The organism is Pseudarthrobacter woesei, assembly GCF_055412745.1.
Genome location: NZ_JBVAYU010000002.1, coordinates 20,280 through 36,492, shown reverse-complemented (window position 1 = coordinate 36,492; position 16,213 = coordinate 20,280). Strand labels below are relative to the sequence as shown.

16 protein-coding genes are annotated in these 16,213 nt (G+C 66.3%); 12 read left to right on the top strand and 4 right to left on the bottom strand.

Annotated elements, in window-relative coordinates; translation table 11 throughout:
* Positions 1-66 precede the first annotated feature (66 nt).
* The 8 genes from ACZYZE_RS03195 (at position 67) to ACZYZE_RS03160 (ending at position 8,105) form a co-directional block, all read left to right on the top strand.
* Positions 67-519: an NUDIX hydrolase gene (locus tag ACZYZE_RS03195; RefSeq protein ID WP_463906202.1), complete on the top strand. Its 453-nt coding sequence runs from the start codon at positions 67-69 to the stop codon at positions 517-519.
* Between the two features lie 264 nt (positions 520-783).
* Complete coding sequence (rsgA, locus tag ACZYZE_RS03190) at positions 784-1,974, top strand: ribosome small subunit-dependent GTPase A (RefSeq protein WP_463906691.1); 1,191 nt, start codon at positions 784-786, stop codon at positions 1,972-1,974.
* Positions 1,975-2,256: 282 nt separating this feature from the next.
* Positions 2,257-3,363, top strand: coding sequence for an ABC transporter ATP-binding protein (locus tag ACZYZE_RS03185; protein WP_459316967.1), 1,107 nt, complete (start codon positions 2,257-2,259; stop codon positions 3,361-3,363).
* On the top strand, positions 3,363-4,085 hold the full coding sequence (locus tag ACZYZE_RS03180; RefSeq protein ID WP_459316966.1) for an ABC transporter permease: 723 nt from the start codon (positions 3,363-3,365) through the stop codon (positions 4,083-4,085). Before ACZYZE_RS03185 ends, ACZYZE_RS03180 begins: the two co-directional genes overlap by 1 nt.
* Positions 4,082-4,828 (top strand): ABC transporter permease, encoded by a 747-nt coding sequence (locus ACZYZE_RS03175; RefSeq protein ID WP_459316965.1) that lies wholly within the window; start codon positions 4,082-4,084, stop codon positions 4,826-4,828. The genes ACZYZE_RS03180 and ACZYZE_RS03175 overlap by 4 nt, the downstream gene beginning before the upstream one ends.
* Positions 4,825-5,787, top strand: coding sequence for an ABC transporter substrate-binding protein (locus ACZYZE_RS03170; protein ID WP_459316964.1), 963 nt, complete (start codon positions 4,825-4,827; stop codon positions 5,785-5,787). Before ACZYZE_RS03175 ends, ACZYZE_RS03170 begins: the two co-directional genes overlap by 4 nt.
* Positions 5,788-5,961: 174 nt before the next feature.
* Positions 5,962-7,182, top strand: coding sequence for a pyridoxal phosphate-dependent aminotransferase (locus ACZYZE_RS03165; protein WP_459316963.1), 1,221 nt, complete (start codon positions 5,962-5,964; stop codon positions 7,180-7,182).
* Between the two features lie 68 nt (positions 7,183-7,250).
* Positions 7,251-8,105: a PPK2 family polyphosphate kinase gene (locus ACZYZE_RS03160; protein ID WP_459316962.1), complete on the top strand. Its 855-nt coding sequence runs from the start codon at positions 7,251-7,253 to the stop codon at positions 8,103-8,105.
* A gap of 15 nt (positions 8,106-8,120) precedes the next feature.
* On the opposite strand, the gene ACZYZE_RS03155 is transcribed toward ACZYZE_RS03160, so the two are convergent.
* The gene (locus ACZYZE_RS03155) at positions 8,121-8,351 is read right to left on the bottom strand and encodes an exodeoxyribonuclease VII small subunit (protein ID WP_459316961.1); all 231 of its coding nucleotides are present in this window, start codon (positions 8,349-8,351) and stop codon (positions 8,121-8,123) included.
* A 78-nt stretch (positions 8,352-8,429) separates the two neighbouring features.
* Positions 8,430-9,716: an exodeoxyribonuclease VII large subunit gene (xseA, locus tag ACZYZE_RS03150; protein WP_459316960.1), complete on the bottom strand. Its 1,287-nt coding sequence runs from the start codon at positions 9,714-9,716 to the stop codon at positions 8,430-8,432.
* 185 nt (positions 9,717-9,901) lie between these two features.
* On the opposite strand from xseA, the gene ACZYZE_RS03145 reads away from it, so the two are divergent.
* On the top strand, positions 9,902-10,744 hold the full coding sequence (locus tag ACZYZE_RS03145) for a hypothetical protein (RefSeq protein WP_463906197.1): 843 nt from the start codon (positions 9,902-9,904) through the stop codon (positions 10,742-10,744).
* Between the two features lie 58 nt (positions 10,745-10,802).
* Complete coding sequence (locus ACZYZE_RS03140; RefSeq protein WP_459316958.1) at positions 10,803-11,894, top strand: 4-hydroxy-3-methylbut-2-enyl diphosphate reductase; 1,092 nt, start codon at positions 10,803-10,805, stop codon at positions 11,892-11,894.
* A 10-nt stretch (positions 11,895-11,904) separates the two neighbouring features.
* On the opposite strand, the gene ACZYZE_RS03135 is transcribed toward ACZYZE_RS03140, so the two are convergent.
* Positions 11,905-13,158 carry a DNA recombination protein RmuC gene (locus ACZYZE_RS03135; protein WP_459316957.1) on the bottom strand — a complete coding sequence of 418 codons (1,254 nt, stop codon included), beginning with the start codon at positions 13,156-13,158 and terminating at the stop codon, positions 11,905-11,907.
* A gap of 129 nt (positions 13,159-13,287) precedes the next feature.
* Between ACZYZE_RS03135 and ychF the strand changes: the two genes are divergently transcribed.
* A complete protein-coding gene (gene ychF, locus ACZYZE_RS03130; RefSeq protein WP_463906195.1) occupies positions 13,288-14,373 on the top strand; it encodes a redox-regulated ATPase YchF in 1,086 nt (361 codons plus the stop codon).
* Between the two features lie 99 nt (positions 14,374-14,472).
* On the opposite strand, the gene ACZYZE_RS03125 is transcribed toward ychF, so the two are convergent.
* Positions 14,473-15,057, bottom strand: a complete 585-nt coding sequence (locus tag ACZYZE_RS03125; protein ID WP_463906193.1) for a DapH/DapD/GlmU-related protein — start codon at positions 15,055-15,057, stop codon at positions 14,473-14,475.
* Positions 15,058-15,546: 489 nt separating this feature from the next.
* Between ACZYZE_RS03125 and ACZYZE_RS03120 the strand changes: the two genes are divergently transcribed.
* Entirely contained in the window at positions 15,547-16,200 is a 654-nt protein-coding gene (locus ACZYZE_RS03120; RefSeq protein ID WP_459316954.1) for an SDR family NAD(P)-dependent oxidoreductase, read from the top strand.
* Positions 16,201-16,213 lie beyond the last annotated feature (13 nt).

Genomic DNA, 16,213 nt, shown 5'->3' with positions numbered 1-16,213 from the left:
GCCGAACAGGACCAGTCGGAACAGGACCAGTCCCACCAGGATTCGCCCGGCCGTTACGCTGGAGGAATGAGCCTGAACTTCGACACCCGCCCCGCCGCCTACGCCGTCATCATCCGCGACGGCGCCATCCTGCTGGCGTACTGGAAACAGGGCGGCAAGGAAGGCTGGACCCTGCCCGGCGGAGGCCTCGACCTGGCCGAACATCCGGTGGACGGCTGCCGGCGGGAGATCCATGAGGAAACCGGGTACGACGCCCAGATCGGCACCATGCTGGGGATCGACGTCGGGCACTGGCCTGCCGAGATCCGGATCGACGGCGGCGAACGGGACTTCCAGTCCCTGCGCCTTGTCTACGAGGCGGCGGTCACCGGCGGGCAGTTGCGGCACGAGGTGGACGGCAGCACCACCCACGCGGCCTGGATCCCGCTGGCCGAGGTCGAGGGGCTGAACAAGGTCTCGCTCGTCGACGCCGCGCTCCGGCTTTACCGTGAGCGGCCGCTGAACGGCAGACTTTCCTGACGTTTTTCCTATCCACGCCGGGACGGGCGCGGCTATCCTAGGAACGCCGCCGGTAGCCGCCGGCGATACCGGCAACAGAAGCGGGGAGGTGGAGACGATGACTGCAAGTGCACTGCGCGCGCTGCGCACCAACAGCAATGTCATTTTTCCTGCCCCGGCTACTAGCACCTCCTAGCCCGCATCAGCTGCCCGGTTCCGAGTGAACCCGCAGCGCGGCATGTGCACCGGGGCCCCATCTAAGGGTTTTCGTTGACTACTTCGTTTATACGGCCAGGCGCTCCGGGCGCCGCCAAAACCAGCCAAACCATCGACTTATCCGCGGGTCCGGCCCGCTACGGCTATACCGCTGCCGTTGCGGAACACTTCGCGGCCAATCCCGTGCCGGGCGGCACCGGCACGGGCCGGGTTATCCGGGTGGACCGGAACCTGGTTCTGGTCGCAGCCCGTGACGGGACGCTCCACCTGCCCTACCCGCGCAGCGGAGACCTTCCCGCGACCGGGGACTGGGTCTGGCTCGGCACCAACACCGCGGGGGAGCCCGCCATCGTGGGCGTCCTGCCGCGCCACTCGGAACTGAGCCGCAAGCGCGCCTTCGAAGCGTCGTCGGAGGCGCAGGTGCTCGGCGCCAACATGGACATCGTCGGCGTCGTCGTCCCGGTGGACCGGCCGCTCACACACAACCGGCTCGAACGCACCCTCGTCGCCGCCTGGGATTCCGGAGCCACGCCGCTCGTGATCATCACCAAGGCGGACCTCTCGGATGTGGCGGACGACGTCGTCGGGCAGGTGATGCTCCAGGCCGCCGGTGTCGCCGTGGTCACCACCTCGGCCGAGCAGGGTGACGGCCTCGATGAACTGCTGGGCCATCTGCCGCCCGGCGGAACCCTCGTGCTGCTTGGCCCCTCGGGCGCGGGCAAGTCCACGCTCATCAACGCCCTCGTCGGCTTCGAGGCACAGGATACCGGCGCGGTCCGGGCCGGGGACGGCAAAGGCAAGCACACCACGACGTCCCGTGAACTTGTGCCACTGCCGGGCGGGGCCGTGTTGATGGATAATCCGGGAGTGCGCGGCTTCGGGCTTTTCGACGCGGATGACGGGATGGAGGAGATCTTCGGCGACCTCGAGGAACTCTTCGGGGAGTGCCGCTTCTCCGATTGTGCCCACGGCCGCGAACCCGGCTGCGCCGTGCATGCCGCACTCGCGGACGGCTCCCTCGATGACCGCCGCTGGGCGAGTTACGTGTTGCTGCAGCGCGAACTAGCCGCCCTGGGCCGGCGCCACGACGCGGCTGCGCGCCGGGCCTATCAACGGGAGTGGCGCCAGAAGGTCATGGCTGCCGGCACGAGCCAGCGCTCCGCAGAAAAGTCCAGCCATGAGAAGGCTGAGGAACAGCAAGCAAGGCACGGCGGCAAGGGCCGTGGCGGGGCCAAAGGCGGCCTCCGGCGGAGCCGCTGAGGGGCGGTGACATTGCCGGCGGGTGCCGCGGCGAAAGAATTTCCACCGCGGCACCCATCCAAAACGCAGTCCGTTACGAATCAAGACAGCACTCGTCCGAACACGGTCTAGCGCGAATAAAGACTTCCGGTTCGCATCACCACAGTAGCCGCGGCGCCGCTGACATTGTCACCGGCGCTGGCTACGCTGGGTTCTACCCGCTTTACAGCAAAAAATCAGCATGCATATGATCAGTTGGCTGGACCGTCCGTTGTTGCCGCCAACAGTTAGGTAAGCCCGGAAATGGCTGAAGCCATGATCGAGTTCCAGAGCGTCACCAAGCAGTACCAAAGCGGGCAGGCTGCCGTGGATGACCTGACCATGTCCATCGACAAGGGAGCCATCACGGTCTTTGTCGGACCCTCGGGCTGCGGAAAAACCACCTCGCTGCGGATGATCAACCGCATGGTCGAGCCAACGTCGGGAACCATCACCGTGGGCGGCGAGGATGTCACTTCAGTTCCGGCGGCGAAGCTGCGGCGGTCCATGGGCTACGTCATGCAGTCGTCCGGGCTGATGCCGCACCGTTCCGTGCTGGACAATATCGCCACTGTGCCCCGGCTCAACGGAGTCTCCAAGACCGAGGCGCGGAAGCGCGCGCAGGAACTGCTCGACGTCGTCGGCCTGGCCTCATCGCTGGGCAAACGGTACCCCTCCCAGCTTTCCGGCGGCCAGCAGCAGCGCGTCGGCGTGGCCCGGGCACTTGCCGCCGACCCGCCCGTGCTCCTTATGGACGAACCCTTCAGCGCCGTCGATCCAGTGGTGCGCGAGGAACTCCAGCAGGAACTGCTCCGGCTCCAGCGGGACCTGGCCAAGACCATCGTCTTCGTCACCCATGACATTGACGAGGCCACGGTGCTGGGGGACAAGGTGGCCGTGTTCGGCCTCGGCGGCAAACTTGCGCAGTACGCGACCCCCGAGGAAATCCTGCGCGCCCCCGCGAACGACTTCGTGGCGTCCTTCGTGGGCCGGGACCGCGGCTTCCGGCACCTTGGGTTCAGCCCCTCCGACGGCGTCACCATCCACCCGGCCCCCACTATCACCCCGGACCAGCTCCAGCACGACGGCGCCACCCCGGACGAGTGGCAACTGGTGGTCGACGGCGGGTTGCGTCCCCTCGGCTGGGCCGGCCCGGGCACAGCCACCGGAGCCGGCCCGGCGATGGTTCCCGGCGGTTCGCTCTTCCGCAAAGGTGACGCGCTCCGGCGCGCGCTCGACGCGGCCCTGTCCTCGCCCTCCGGGCTGGGCGTTGCCGTGGACACGGAGGGCCGGGTAGCCGGTGTGATCAAGGCCGACGAGGTGCTCGCCGTGATCGAATCGGACCGCCGGGCCCGGCAGGGCGCGCTCTGATGGACTGGTTCCTGGCCAACAGCGGGCAAGTCTTCAGCCTTGCCGGCCAGCACCTCGTCCTGGCTATCCTGCCGATGATTTTCGGCCTGATCATTTCCATCCCGCTGGCCCAGTTCGCCCGGCAGAACCGTGCCCTGCGCTCGGTGGTGCTGACGGCTTCCTCCCTGCTCTACACGATTCCTTCGCTGGCGCTCTTCATCATCCTTCCCACCATCCTCGGTACCCGGATCCTGGATCCCCTCAACGTGGTGGTGGCCCTGACCGTCTACGCCATTGCATTGCTGGTCCGTGCAGCACTGGACGCTTTCGATTCCGTGGACGAGGACCTCCGGCAGGCCGCCGTCGCGATGGGCTTCAAGCCGTTCGCCCGCTTCCTCCAGATCGACCTTCCGCTGTCGCTGCCGGTGCTGTTTGCCGGGTTGCGGGTGGTCTCGGTCAGCAACATCTCGCTCGTCAGCGTCGCGGCCCTGCTCGGCATCGGGAACCTCGGGATGCTCTTCACCTCGGGGCTGCAGCGCGACTTCGTCACCGAGGTGATCGTGGGCATCATCGCGATCCTCGTCCTCGCGCTGCTGATGGACGCAGTGCTGGTGCTGCTGGAGCGGTTGCTCACGCCGTGGACACGGGCAGCAGCAGGACCGGGAACCAGCCCGGACAGGGCTGCCCGTCCGTCCGCAACGCTGCGGTTCGCGCGTCCCAAGACCGGAGGGGGGAACGCATGAGCAACGTCGTCACGGACACCTTCGCCTGGCTCGGTGAGCCGGACAACTGGTCCGGCAGCGCCGGGATCCCGGCACGGCTGGCCGAACACCTGCAGTACACGGGCCTGGTGATGCTGATCGCCACCGCCATCGCCATTCCGATCGGACTGTACGTCGGTCACACCGGGCGTGGGCGGGTCGCCGTCGTGGCCCTCGCCGGCGCCCTCCGTGCGCTGCCCACCCTCGGCCTGCTGACGCTCTTCGTCCTGCTGGCCGGCATCGGGCTCATGCCGCCGATCTGGGCGCTTGTGATCCTCACCGTGCCGCCCCTGCTGGCCGGCACCTACGCCGGAATCTCCAGCGTCGACCGGAACGTCGTGGACGCTGCGCGGGCCATGGGCATGACCGAACTCCAGGTGCTCTTCCGCGCCGAGTTCCCGAACGCGCTGCCGGTGATGTTCGGCGGCTTCCGGACCGGCGTCCTCCAGGTCATCGCCACCGTCTCCGTGGTGGCTTATATCAACCTGGGCGGCCTCGGCCGCTACCTGTTCGACGGGCTTGTCCTGTCCGACTTCCCCCAGATGCTGGGCGGTTCCCTCCTCATCGCGGGGCTCGCCATCGCCGTCGACCTGGTCCTTGTCCTTTTCCAGAGGCTCTTCCTGTCACGGGGAGCCTTATCCCAGCCAAACCGGAGCCAGCAGGCTGCGGTCGATCTCACAGACCCCGTATCCCCGGAGCCTGTTGTTCAAGGAGGTATGTCATGAAAGAAACCCGCCAACGAGCACTCGGCAGGCGCGCATTCGGCGCCCTGGCCGCCGGCCTGGGCCTGGCCATGGCCCTGTCCGCCTGCGGAGGCTCGTCCAATCCGCTCTCATCCGCCCCCGCCACGGGCGGAGCCACGTCCGGCTCGGGCTCGGCCCTCGTGATCGGTTCCGCCGATTTCCCCGAGAGCCAGATCATCGCCGAGGTCTATGCCGGTGCCCTGAACGCGGCCGGCGTCACGGCGAGCACCAAGCCCAACATCGGTTCCCGCGAGGTCTACTTCAAGGCCGTACAGGACGGCTCGGTGGACGTTATCCCCGACTACAGCGGCAACCTGCTGCTGCACGTCAGCAAGGACGCCACAGAGGTCTCCGCCGAGGACATCTTCAAGGCGCTGCCCGGCAAGCTGCCGGAGGCCCTGGCCGTGCTCGACGCCTCGAAGGCCGAGGATAAGGACGCGATGGTGGTTACCAAAGCCACCGCCGAGAAGTACAAGCTGAAGTCCATTGAGGATCTGGCCAAGGTCTGCAGCGACATCGTGGTGGGCGCCCCGGCGACGTTCGCCGAGCGCGCCTACGGCCTGCCGGGCCTGAAGAAGAACTACAACTGCGAGCCCAAGAAGCTGGAACCGTTCAGCGACGGCGGCGGCGCCGTCACGCTGAAGGCACTGCTCTCGGACCAGGTCCAGGTCGCTGATATCTATACCACCACCCCGTCCATCGCGGACAACGACCTGGTGGTGCTCGAAGACCCGAAGAACAACTTCATCGCCCAGCAGGTCCTGCCCCTTTACAACAAGGCCAAGATGACGGACAAGGCGAAAGAGGCCCTGAACTCGGTCTCCAAGGTCCTCACCACGGATGACCTGATCAACCTCAACCGCGCGGTCAGCGGAAGCCAGAAGCAGAACCCCAAGGATGCTGCGGCCGCTTGGCTCAAGGACAAGGGACTGGTCAAGTAGGGCGCACCTCCGGGACTTCCCCAGCTACGACGGCGGCCGCCGGACCTTTGCCTCACGGCGGGGACCGGCAGCCGCCGTCGTGCTTGCCGGGTTGTCTCCGCGCCTGTGACGGCCGCAAACGGCTGTGAGACATGTCTCGGACGAAGTGCATCCGCCATATGGCATATTTGATGGATGGCAGAATTCAAGCAGTCCACCAAGCTTCATAATGTCCTTTACGACATCCGTGGACCGATCCTCCTGGCCGCCCAGCAGATGGAGGCTGAGGGTCACCGCATCCTCAAGCTGAATATCGGTAACCCGGCGCCGTTCGGGTTTGAAGCGCCGGACGCGATCCTGGTGGACATGATCCGCCACCTGCCGCACGCCCAGGGCTACAGCGATTCCCGTGGCATCTTCTCCGCCCGCACCGCCGTCTCGCAGTACTACCAGACCCGCGGAATCCAGAACATCCACGTCGATGACATCTACCTGGGCAACGGCGTCAGCGAACTCATCACGATGTCGCTTATGGCACTGCTGGACGACGGCGATGAGGTCCTCATCCCGACGCCGGACTACCCGCTGTGGACAGCCTCCGTGGCCCTCGCCGGCGGCAGGCCCGTGCACTATCTCTGCGATGAGGACTCCGGCTGGCAGCCCGACCTCGAGGACCTCGAAGCGAAGATCACCCCGCGCACCAAGGGCCTCGTGGTGATCAACCCCAACAACCCCACCGGCGCGGTCTACCCGGAGGCCACGCTCAAGAAAATCGTGGCCCTCGCCGAGAAACACGGCCTGGTGCTCTTCGCCGACGAGATCTACGAGAAAATCCTCTACGAGGATGCCGTCCACGTGAACATGGCCAGCCTCACCGGCGACGATGTCCTCTGCCTGACGTTCAGCGGCCTGTCCAAGGCCTACCGGGTATGCGGCTACCGGGCCGGCTGGATGGCCATCTCCGGGCCGAAAAAGGACGCCGCGGACTACCTCGAGGGCATCAACCTGCTCGCAAACATGCGCCTGTGCGCCAACGTCCCGGCGCAGCACGCGATCCAGACGGCGCTCGGCGGGTACCAGAGCATCAAGGACCTCATCCTTCCCGGCGGGCGCCTGCTTGAACAGCGGAACAAGGCGTACGACATGCTCAACGCCATCCCCGGCGTCAGCACGCAGCAGGCCCGGGGTGCCATGTACCTGTTCCCAAAGCTTGACCCCGAGGTCTACCGCATCCGCGACGACGAAAAATTCGTCCTGGACCTGCTGCGCGAGCAGAAGATCCTCGTCTCGCACGGCCGCGCCTTCAACTGGGTCCGCCCGGACCACTTCCGGATGGTCACGCTGCCGCTGGTGAAAGACCTCGAAGAGGCAATCAACCGCATGGCGGACTTCCTGAGCCGGTACAAGGGCAACTAGCCTGAGGACAGCAGCGCGGCGGGACGAACATCCGGCCGGCGGGCTGCCCGAACCGGAAAGAGGCTTTGATGGCAGCTGTCGTGAACTTTGACGAACACCCCTCCGAGACCCTGAGGGCAGGGAAGAAATTCAGCCTCGGCGGCGTCGACCCGGCCTCCACGCCGGGCTACGCCGGTGACAAGGCTGCCGGAGAGAAGCTGCTCAGCGAGCTCGACGGCAAGCTCACGGAACTGCAGGAGCAGCTCTTTGCGGAGTCCAGGACCGGCGGCAAGAAGCGCGTCCTGCTGGTCCTGCAGGCGATGGACACCGCGGGCAAGGGCGGCATCGTCAACCACGTCATGGGCCAGATGAATCCGCAAGGCGTGCAGCTGAAGTCATTCAAGGCGCCCACCCCCGAGGAACAGTCCTACGACTTCCTCTGGCGGATCGAAAAGGAAGTACCCGCGGCCGGCATGGTGGGGGTCTTCGACCGTTCCCACTATGAGGACGTTCTGATCCACCGGGTGCACCGCTGGGCGGACGCCGAGGAACTGGAGCGCCGCTACCGGGCTATCAACGAGTTCGAGGCCCGGCAGACGGCCGCCGGAACGAAGATCGTCAAAGTCATGCTGCACATCAGCCGCGACGAGCAGCGGGAGCGGCTGCTCGCCCGGTTGGAGGACCCGTCGAAAAGGTGGAAGTACAGCGGCAACGACCTCAAGGAACGAGCCTTCTGGGACGACTACATGGACGCCTACCAGGCCGCCTTTGAGCAGACCAGCTCCGAAATCGCGCCGTGGCACGTGGTTCCGGCCAACAAAAAATGGTACGCCCGGATCGCCGTCCAGCAGTTGCTGCTGGAGGCCCTGGAAGGACTGGCGCTTGAGTGGCCGGTCCCGGAGCTCGACGTCGACATGGAACGCGAGCTGGTGCGGCGCTCCTAGCCGTCCGGCTATCGGTCAGCTTTCCTGGCCGGCCTGGTCCCGGGCCGCGGCCAGGCGCTTGCGGGCGCCCTCCAGCCACTGCTCGCAGCGCCTGGCCAGGGCCTCGCCGCGCTCCCACAGGGCCAGGGATTCCTCCAGGCTCGCGCCGCCGGCTTCCAGCCTGCCGACGACGCCGACGAGCTGTTCGCGGGCGTCCTCGTAGCTCAGGCCCTCGATGTCGGCGTTGGGTTTCGTTTCTGCTGCCATGGCGTGCTGCTCCTTGCTGGGTCCCGGGGGACAGACGTTCCGTGAAATGTTCTGAAGGTTTGGGCGGAGTCCGCCGGCTCAGTCCTCGGCGGGCACTTGGCCTCCGGTGGACTCTGCGCTGAACCGGCCGCCGGCCACGCGCACAGTCAACGCCGTGCCCGATGGGGCCTGGTCGGGGTGCCGCACGACCTCCCGGTGCGTTCCCGGAACCGACTCACCGTGGGCGAGCTGCACGACGGCGTAGCCGCGGTCCAGGGTTTTCTGGGGGGACAACGCCCTGACCTGCGCCTTGAGATGCATCAGCTGGTCGGCGGACCTGACCACCGCGGTGGTGATCGCCGCGTGGGAGCGGCCCTTGAGCCGTTGCACGTCGTCGTGCCGTGTGGTGACCATGCCCTCGGGAGACGCCAGCACCGGGCGTGAGCGCAGCACGGCGAGCCTGTCTGTCTCCCCTTCCACCAGCCGGGTGACTCCGCGCCGGAGCTGGTCCCGGGCCTGCCGGACGCGGGCGAGCTCTTCCACAACGTCCGGGACGATCCGTTTGGCGGCGTCGGTGGGGGTCGAGGCGCGGAGGTCCGCCACATCGTCGAGGATCGGCCGGTCGGCCTCATGGCCGATGGCGCTCACCACCGGCGTCGCGGCATCGGCCACGGCACGGATGAGTTCCTCGTTGCTGAACGGCAGCAGATCTTCGAGGGCGCCGCCGCCGCGGGCAATGACGATCACATCCACTTCGGGGTGGGCATCCAGCTCGCGCAGCGCGCCGATGACCTGCGCGACGGCAGTGTTGCCCTGGACCGCCACTTCACGGATTTCGAATTCGACGGCGGGCCAGCGCAGGGCGGCGTTGCGCAGCACGTCCTTCTTGGCGTCCGAGTCCCGGCCGGTGATCAGGCCGATCCGGTGGGGGAGCAGGGGCAACCGCTTCTTGCGGGCATCCGAAAACAGGCCCTCGGCCGCGAGGGCCTTGCGGAGCCGCTCGATCCTGGCCAGCAGGTCGCCGAGGCCCACCGGCCTGATGTCCTTCACGGACATACTCAGCCGCCCCGTCTTCAGCCAGAATTCGGCCTTGAGCAGGGCCACCACGCGGGAGCCGCGTTCCAGCGGTGTCTCCTGGCGGTCCAGGACATTGGTCCAGACGGACGCCGGGAGGGAGATCTCCGCGTCGATGTCACGCAGGGTCAGGTAGGCGTTGTTGCCGCGCCGGTTCAGCTCGATGACCTGTCCTTCGACCCAGGCGGACGGCGCCCGGTCTATGTGCATCTTGAGCTTCTGCGAGAGCAGCTGCAGCGGCCAGGGGTTGTCCGGGCTGGTTTCCGCGGCCGTGGCCGGTACCGTGGTCGCCGCCGCGACGTCCTCAGACACGCCTGTACCCCGTGGCGGAGCTTGCCTTGTGCATATGTGTGGTCGTCCTTTGCGGGGCTGTCTGCTGCGGATTGTCTGTTTCAACTCTATCCATAGCTCTACCACCAGGGACGGACTTTATAGATCCCGGGACCGCCCCCGTAGGATGGCACTACTCCCCGGCCTCTCCTTCCTAGGATTTTCTCTTGCGCACTTTTGTCTCGGCCATGGCTGTACTCATCGGGCTTGTTATGGCGGCCGTCGCCGTACCGGCCATGTGGGTGGACCGGAATATCGTCCAGGAGGACGGTTTTGTGGCCCTGACCGGGCCGCTCGGCACGGACCCCGTCTTCCGGCAACGGCTGGCTACGGCCGCCGTCGGGGGCCTCGGTTCGGACCGGATCCCCGAAGCCCTCACCGAACTGGCTCGGCCGATCCTGGAAAGCGCGGCCACGTCCCTGACCAGTCTGCCCGGGTATCCCGAGGCCTGGACAGAGACCCTGCGCAAGAGCCACCGGCTGAGTTTCGCCGACCCGAACACCCTGCCCGCTGAAATCGACGGCGTGAGTTCCCTTACCCTCGACGTCGCGCCGCTGGTCGGACTGGTGGCCCAACAGGTGGCCGAGGCCACCAGCTTGCCGTTGGAAGCCCCCGACCAGGTGCTGATCAATATCGGGCAGTCCAACCAGCGGCAGCTCCTCGAGCGCGTTTCTGCCTACGCCCCGATGGGCTATGCCGTCGGCGTCGGCGCCGTTATCGCGTTCGCCCTTGCCTTGGTTGCGGCCCGGCGCCGCTGGACAGTCCTCGCCGGAGCGGGAGTGGGCGCCCTCGTGCTGGCAGGCGTCTGGAAACTGGGTTCCGACGCCGCCGGCGCTGCGGCGGCACGGACGAAGAGCGGCAATGAGGTCGCGGAGATCTTCAAACGCGAGTTCGTTGCGGCCGCCACCGGCAGTTTCGGGCAATGGATCCTGGTCGCCGCGGTGGTTGGCGGGATCCTGCTGGCCCTGGGGCTGGTGCTCCGGGTAGTCGGCGGACGCCGCCGCGCGTAGGCGGAGCAGGCAAGCCGGGCCCACAACGGGCAGCAGCCAACACCGGTAGCATTGAGGGATGACCTCCACCGCTGTTTCCATTCCGATGCCAACCGTTCCGCGCCGTCGGCGCACCCCGGAAGACGTGCTGGCGGCGGCCCCCGTATCCGGTCCGAAAAAGGTGCTGCTGGCAGCCCCGCGCGGCTACTGTGCCGGCGTCGACCGGGCCGTTATCGCGGTAGAAAAAGCCCTGGAGCATTACGGACCCCCGGTCTACGTGCGCAAGCAGATCGTGCACAACGTGCACGTGGTCAGTTCCCTTGAGGAAAAGGGTGCGATCTTCGTTGAGGAAACCGACGAGGTGCCCGAGGGCGCCCTTGTGATCTTCTCGGCTCACGGCGTCTCACCCGCGGTGGTCCAGTCCGCCGAGGACCGTGGCCTGCGCACCATCGACGCCACGTGCCCGCTCGTGACCAAGGTGCACAAAGAGGCGGTCCGCTTCGCGAAAGACGATTTCGACATCCTGCTGATCGGCCACGACGGCCACGAGGAAGTCGAAGGTACCGCTGGCGAGGCCCCCGAACACATCCAGATCATCAATGGCCCGCATGAGGTCGGCAAAGTCACGGTCCGGGATCCGGAGAAGGTCATCTGGCTCTCCCAGACCACACTCAGCGTTGACGAGACCATGGAGACCGTCCGGCTGCTCAAGGAGCGATTCCCCACCCTCCAGGATCCGCCCAGCGACGACATCTGCTATGCGACCACCAACCGCCAGGTCGCCATCAAGAAGATCTCGCCCCAGGCCGAGCTGGTGATCGTGGTGGGGTCGGCCAACTCCTCGAATTCCGTCCGGCTCGTGGAGGTGGCGCTGGAATACGGTGCAAAGGCCTCCTACCGGGTGGACTTCGCCAACGAGGTGGACGAGGCCTGGTTCGAGGGCGTCGCGACCGTCGGCGTGACCTCGGGCGCCTCCGTCCCGGAGGTCCTGGTCAAGGACGTTCTGCGGCTCCTGGCCGACTACGGCTACGGCTCGGTCGAGGAAGTCGTCACGGCCGAAGAGGACCTGCTGTTCTCGCTGCCCAAGGAACTCCGCGCCACGCTGAAACAGGCCGGCGACGCTACCGGGGCCCTCGGCGGCCGCGGCGCGCGTACCGCCCAGACGTCCTGACCCGGGACCCCTAGGCTGCGGACTCACCTGATTCATGCTCCGGCTCCCGCCGGAACTCGGTCGGTGACCCGCTCCCTGGCTGGAGTTCCGGGGCCGCCACAGACCGCGGCGTGACCTCGACGGCCGCGGGCGTGGCCAGTCCTGCCGCGTCGAGGGCGTTGAGCTTGCGTGCGGTCGGCAGAACCCGTGCCTCGAGCGTGCCCACCATGGAGTTGTAGCGGTCCACCGACGTCTTGAGCGAGGCACCGAGCTTGGTGACGTTCTCGCCCAGCGTTCCCATCCGCTCGTAGAGCTGGTGCGCGAGCTCAAAGAGTTCCCGGGCGCTGTCCGTGAGGACGTCCTGTCGCCAGGTGAACGCGACGGATTTCAGCACCGCCAGCAGGGTTCCCGGCGAGGCGAGCACCACGTTCTTGGACAAGGCGTAGTCCAGCAGCGCCGGATCCGCCGAGAGTGCGGCCGCCAGAATCGACTCCGCGGGCAGGAAACAGACCACGAGCTCCGGGGAGTTGCCGGGGATGTCCCAGTACTTCTTGTTGCTCAGCGCGTCCACATGGGCCTTCAGGGCCTTTGCATGGGCCACGAGATGCGCCTGCTGCCCGGCCGGTGACGGACCGCCGCTCCGGCCGCCCGTGCCAAGCTCCTGGGCCTCAAGGTAGGACGCGAGCGGCACCTTGGCATCGACCACGAGTTGCTTTTGGCCGGGCAGCTGGACCACGAGGTCGGGCCGGACGCTGTTTTCGCCTCCAGCGCTGTGCAGCTGTTCGTGGAAATCGACGTGGCGCAGCATCCCGGCGGCCTCGACCACACGGCGGAGCTGGACTTCGCCCCATTGGCCGCGGGCACTGTTGGACCGCAGCGCGGACTCCAGGGCGTGGGTGGACCGCAGCAGCTGCTCATCCGACAGCCGGGCTTCCTGTAGCTGCTGTGCAAGCTGGCCGTACTGTTCCAGCCGGTCCCGCTCCAGGAGCGAGACCTGCTGCTGGACCGCGGTGAGCTTCTCGGCAACCGGGGCCAGGGCACGCAGCACGCTGCCGTCCTGGTTCCTGGACTCACCGAGCTCCCGGTTCTGCGCAGAGAGAAGGCGCCTTTCGGCGTCGGCCGCGGCGAACTGGGCGCCGACCTGGGAGAGCCGGGCGGAAACGCCGTCGAAGTCCTGCTCGAGGGCCAGGTTACGGCGCCGCAGCAGCACGTAGACGACCGCGGCACCGGCGACGGCGCCGACGAGCAGCATGAGCAGGGCAAGTATCAGTGCAAAAGCGTCCATGTCTTCACTCTGGCATGCCCCTGTGACAGTTTTGCTCCGACCCCCTGCAGGCAGCCGGCAGGTGGCTCACCAGCCGGCGGACCAGGGCGCCGCGGAGATCCCCGGCCGCAGCGGGTAGAATTTATCCTCGTGGCTCTTACTATTGGCATCGTCGGACTGCCCAACGTCGGCAAATCAACTCTTTTCAACGCACTGACCCGCAACCAGGTGCTCGCAGCGAACTACCCGTTCGCCACGATCGAGCCCAATGTCGGCGTCGTGAACCTGCCGGACCCGCGGCTGGCGAAGCTGGCCGCCGTCTTCGGCTCGCAGCGCCTGCTGCCCGCCCCCGTCTCCTTCGTCGACATCGCCGGGATCGTTAAAGGCGCCTCCGAGGGTGAGGGCCTGGGCAACAAGTTCCTCGCCAACATCCGCGAGGCCGAGGCCATCGTCCAGGTGGTCCGCGTGTTCGATGACCCCGACGTCATCCACGTTGACGGCAAAGTAGATCCCCGCTCGGACATGGAGACCATCAACACCGAGCTGATCCTGGCTGACCTCCAGACGATCGAAAAAGCCGTTCCCCGGATTGAAAAAGAAGTAAAGATCAAGAAACGGGAAGCCGCGGAACTGGCAGCAATCCTGGCCGCCCAGGCCGTGCTGGAACGTGGCGACACCATCTTCTCCTCGGTCAAGAGCGACAAGCTCGAGATGGAGCACCTCAGGGAGCTCAGCCTCCTGACCGCCAAGCCCTTCATCTACGTTTTCAACGCGGACGAAGGCATTCTGGGCAGTCCGAAGAAGCAGGAAGAGCTGCGGGCCATGGTGGCCCCGGCGGACGCCATCTTCCTCGACGCCAAGCTGGAATCGGACCTCGTGGAGCTGGACGAGGAAGAGGCCCGCGAGATGCTGGAAATGAACGGCCAGGACGAGTCCGGCCTTGACCAGCTTGCCCGCGTCGGCTTCCACACCCTCGGACTGCAGACCTACCTGACGGCGGGCCCAAAGGAAACCCGGGCCTGGACCATCCACCAGGGCGACACCGCCCCGCAGGCTGCCGGCGTGATCCACTCCGATTTCCAGCGCGGCTTCATCAAGGCCGAGGTCGTGTCCTTCGATGACCTGATGGAGGCCGGCACCATGGCCGAGGCGAAGTCCCGCGGCAAGGTCCGGATCGAAGGCAAGGAATACATCATGGTCGACGGCGACGTGGTCGAATTCCGGTTTAACGTCTAACGTTTCGCTTTGGCAGTACAACAACGCAGCTCAGTCATTTTAAGTCGACTGAGCTGCGTTCTTTGTGTCTGCGCAACCGTCCCGGCCCAGTGCACGGAATTATCCCTCCGGCACCGTGCCCACCTGCTTCGCTGGCACGCCGACGACCACTGCCCCGGCAGGGACGTCTTTAGTGACGACTGCACCCGCGCCGATGACTGCCCCATCGCCAATGCTCACGCCCGGCAATACTGTCACGTTGGCCCCAAACCACACGCCCCGGCCGATTACAACGCGGGCCGGGTGCATATCGGCCCGCCTGCTCGGCAACATGTCATGGTTCAACGTCGTGATCACGGCGTTGTGGCCGATGAGGGATCTATCTCCGATGTCGATGCCGCCTTGGTCCTGGAACCGGCAGCCGCTGTTGACGAACACATCCTCACCGAAACTAATGTTCTTGCCAAAGTCAGCGCTGAACGGTGGGAAGAGTTGGAAGGAATCGGGGACTTGGCTCCCGATCAGTTCACTCATCAGGGTCCGTACCTCAGCGGGGGAGTTGTAGCGCCCGTTGAGAGTGGCGGTGACGCGCAGCGACTCCTGACTCGCGGCGAGCATAGCCGCGTGGTGCGGCGAACCGCCGGGGATCATCTCCCCGGCATTCAGCGCAGTCAGCAGGTCCTCGAGTCCTTGAATTTTGGCCATGGGCCCACGATAGCGTGCCCTTGACTCCACGTGGGTACCATCCAAAGGAAGCGGATGGAAGAGCCGGTAATGCCCAACGGCAGGCGTCCCTAGTGGTCCTGGATCCGTGAGGTTATTTAGGTACGGAACGTGGTGGAGTTTAGGTTCAACGTCTAGCCCACAGAATTTTGAGACGGCCCCATCTGCTTCCGCATATGGGGCCGTCTCTGTTGGTGCGATGGGAGCATCCGTAGGTTCTGGGTGCCGATTGTGTAATAGCAGGGTGTGCGGTGTCTCGGATGCCCGCCAATGGCAGTTCCCAAGGGTGCGCGGAGGCGTGGCACGGTAAGCATCCTTCCAACTCAAAAGGCTGTGTCACGAAACTTGGCGCGCTTCATTCCGGATGAGCGCGTGAAGCCTGCTTCGTTGCATGGGGAATACCGCAGCCGTCCAGCCTCAGGAAACCGACCCGCGCTGGGCTACCTGCAGCACGTGACCTAGGATCTACCCATGACGACTCTTCAGGGTGCGGTTGTTCTGGTAGTCGGCGCCACCGGCGGACTCGGTTCGCGCATCGCCGCTCAGCTGGAGAGTAACGGCGCCATCGTCGCCCGGTCGTCAAAGTCTGCTGGGCACGATCTGCGCGCACCCTCCGTGATCCAGGAGCTGCTGGATGACACGAATGCGCAGTACGGACGTCTCGACGGGCTCGTGGTTGCGTCCGGGGTCGTCGCCTTCGGCGCCGCATCAGACCTTGAACCCGCCACGGTGGACGAACTCTTCGCTGTGAACACGACCAGCCCGATCCAGCTCATCACCCAGAGCCAGCCCTACCTCGCGGCCTCGGCACGTGAGGGCCGGGAGCCCTTCGTGGTCACACTGAGCGGCGTTGTCGCCGAGGCACCCGTCGCCGGTCTGGCGGCATACTCGGCGTCGAAGGCTGGGCTCGCGGCCTTCGTTGTCGCGGCGGCGCGCGAGTATCGCCGCGCGGGCATTCGAATCGTGGACGCCCGCCCAGGCCACACTGGCACCGCGCTGTCCGAGCATCCGATCGCCGGGTCAGCGCCGCGATTCGGCGCGGAGCTGGATCCAGACATGGTTGCAGCGCGGATTATCACCGCGATCGTCGATGGCGAGAAGGATCTGCCCAGCACCGCCTTCTAGGCTCGGCCAAGGT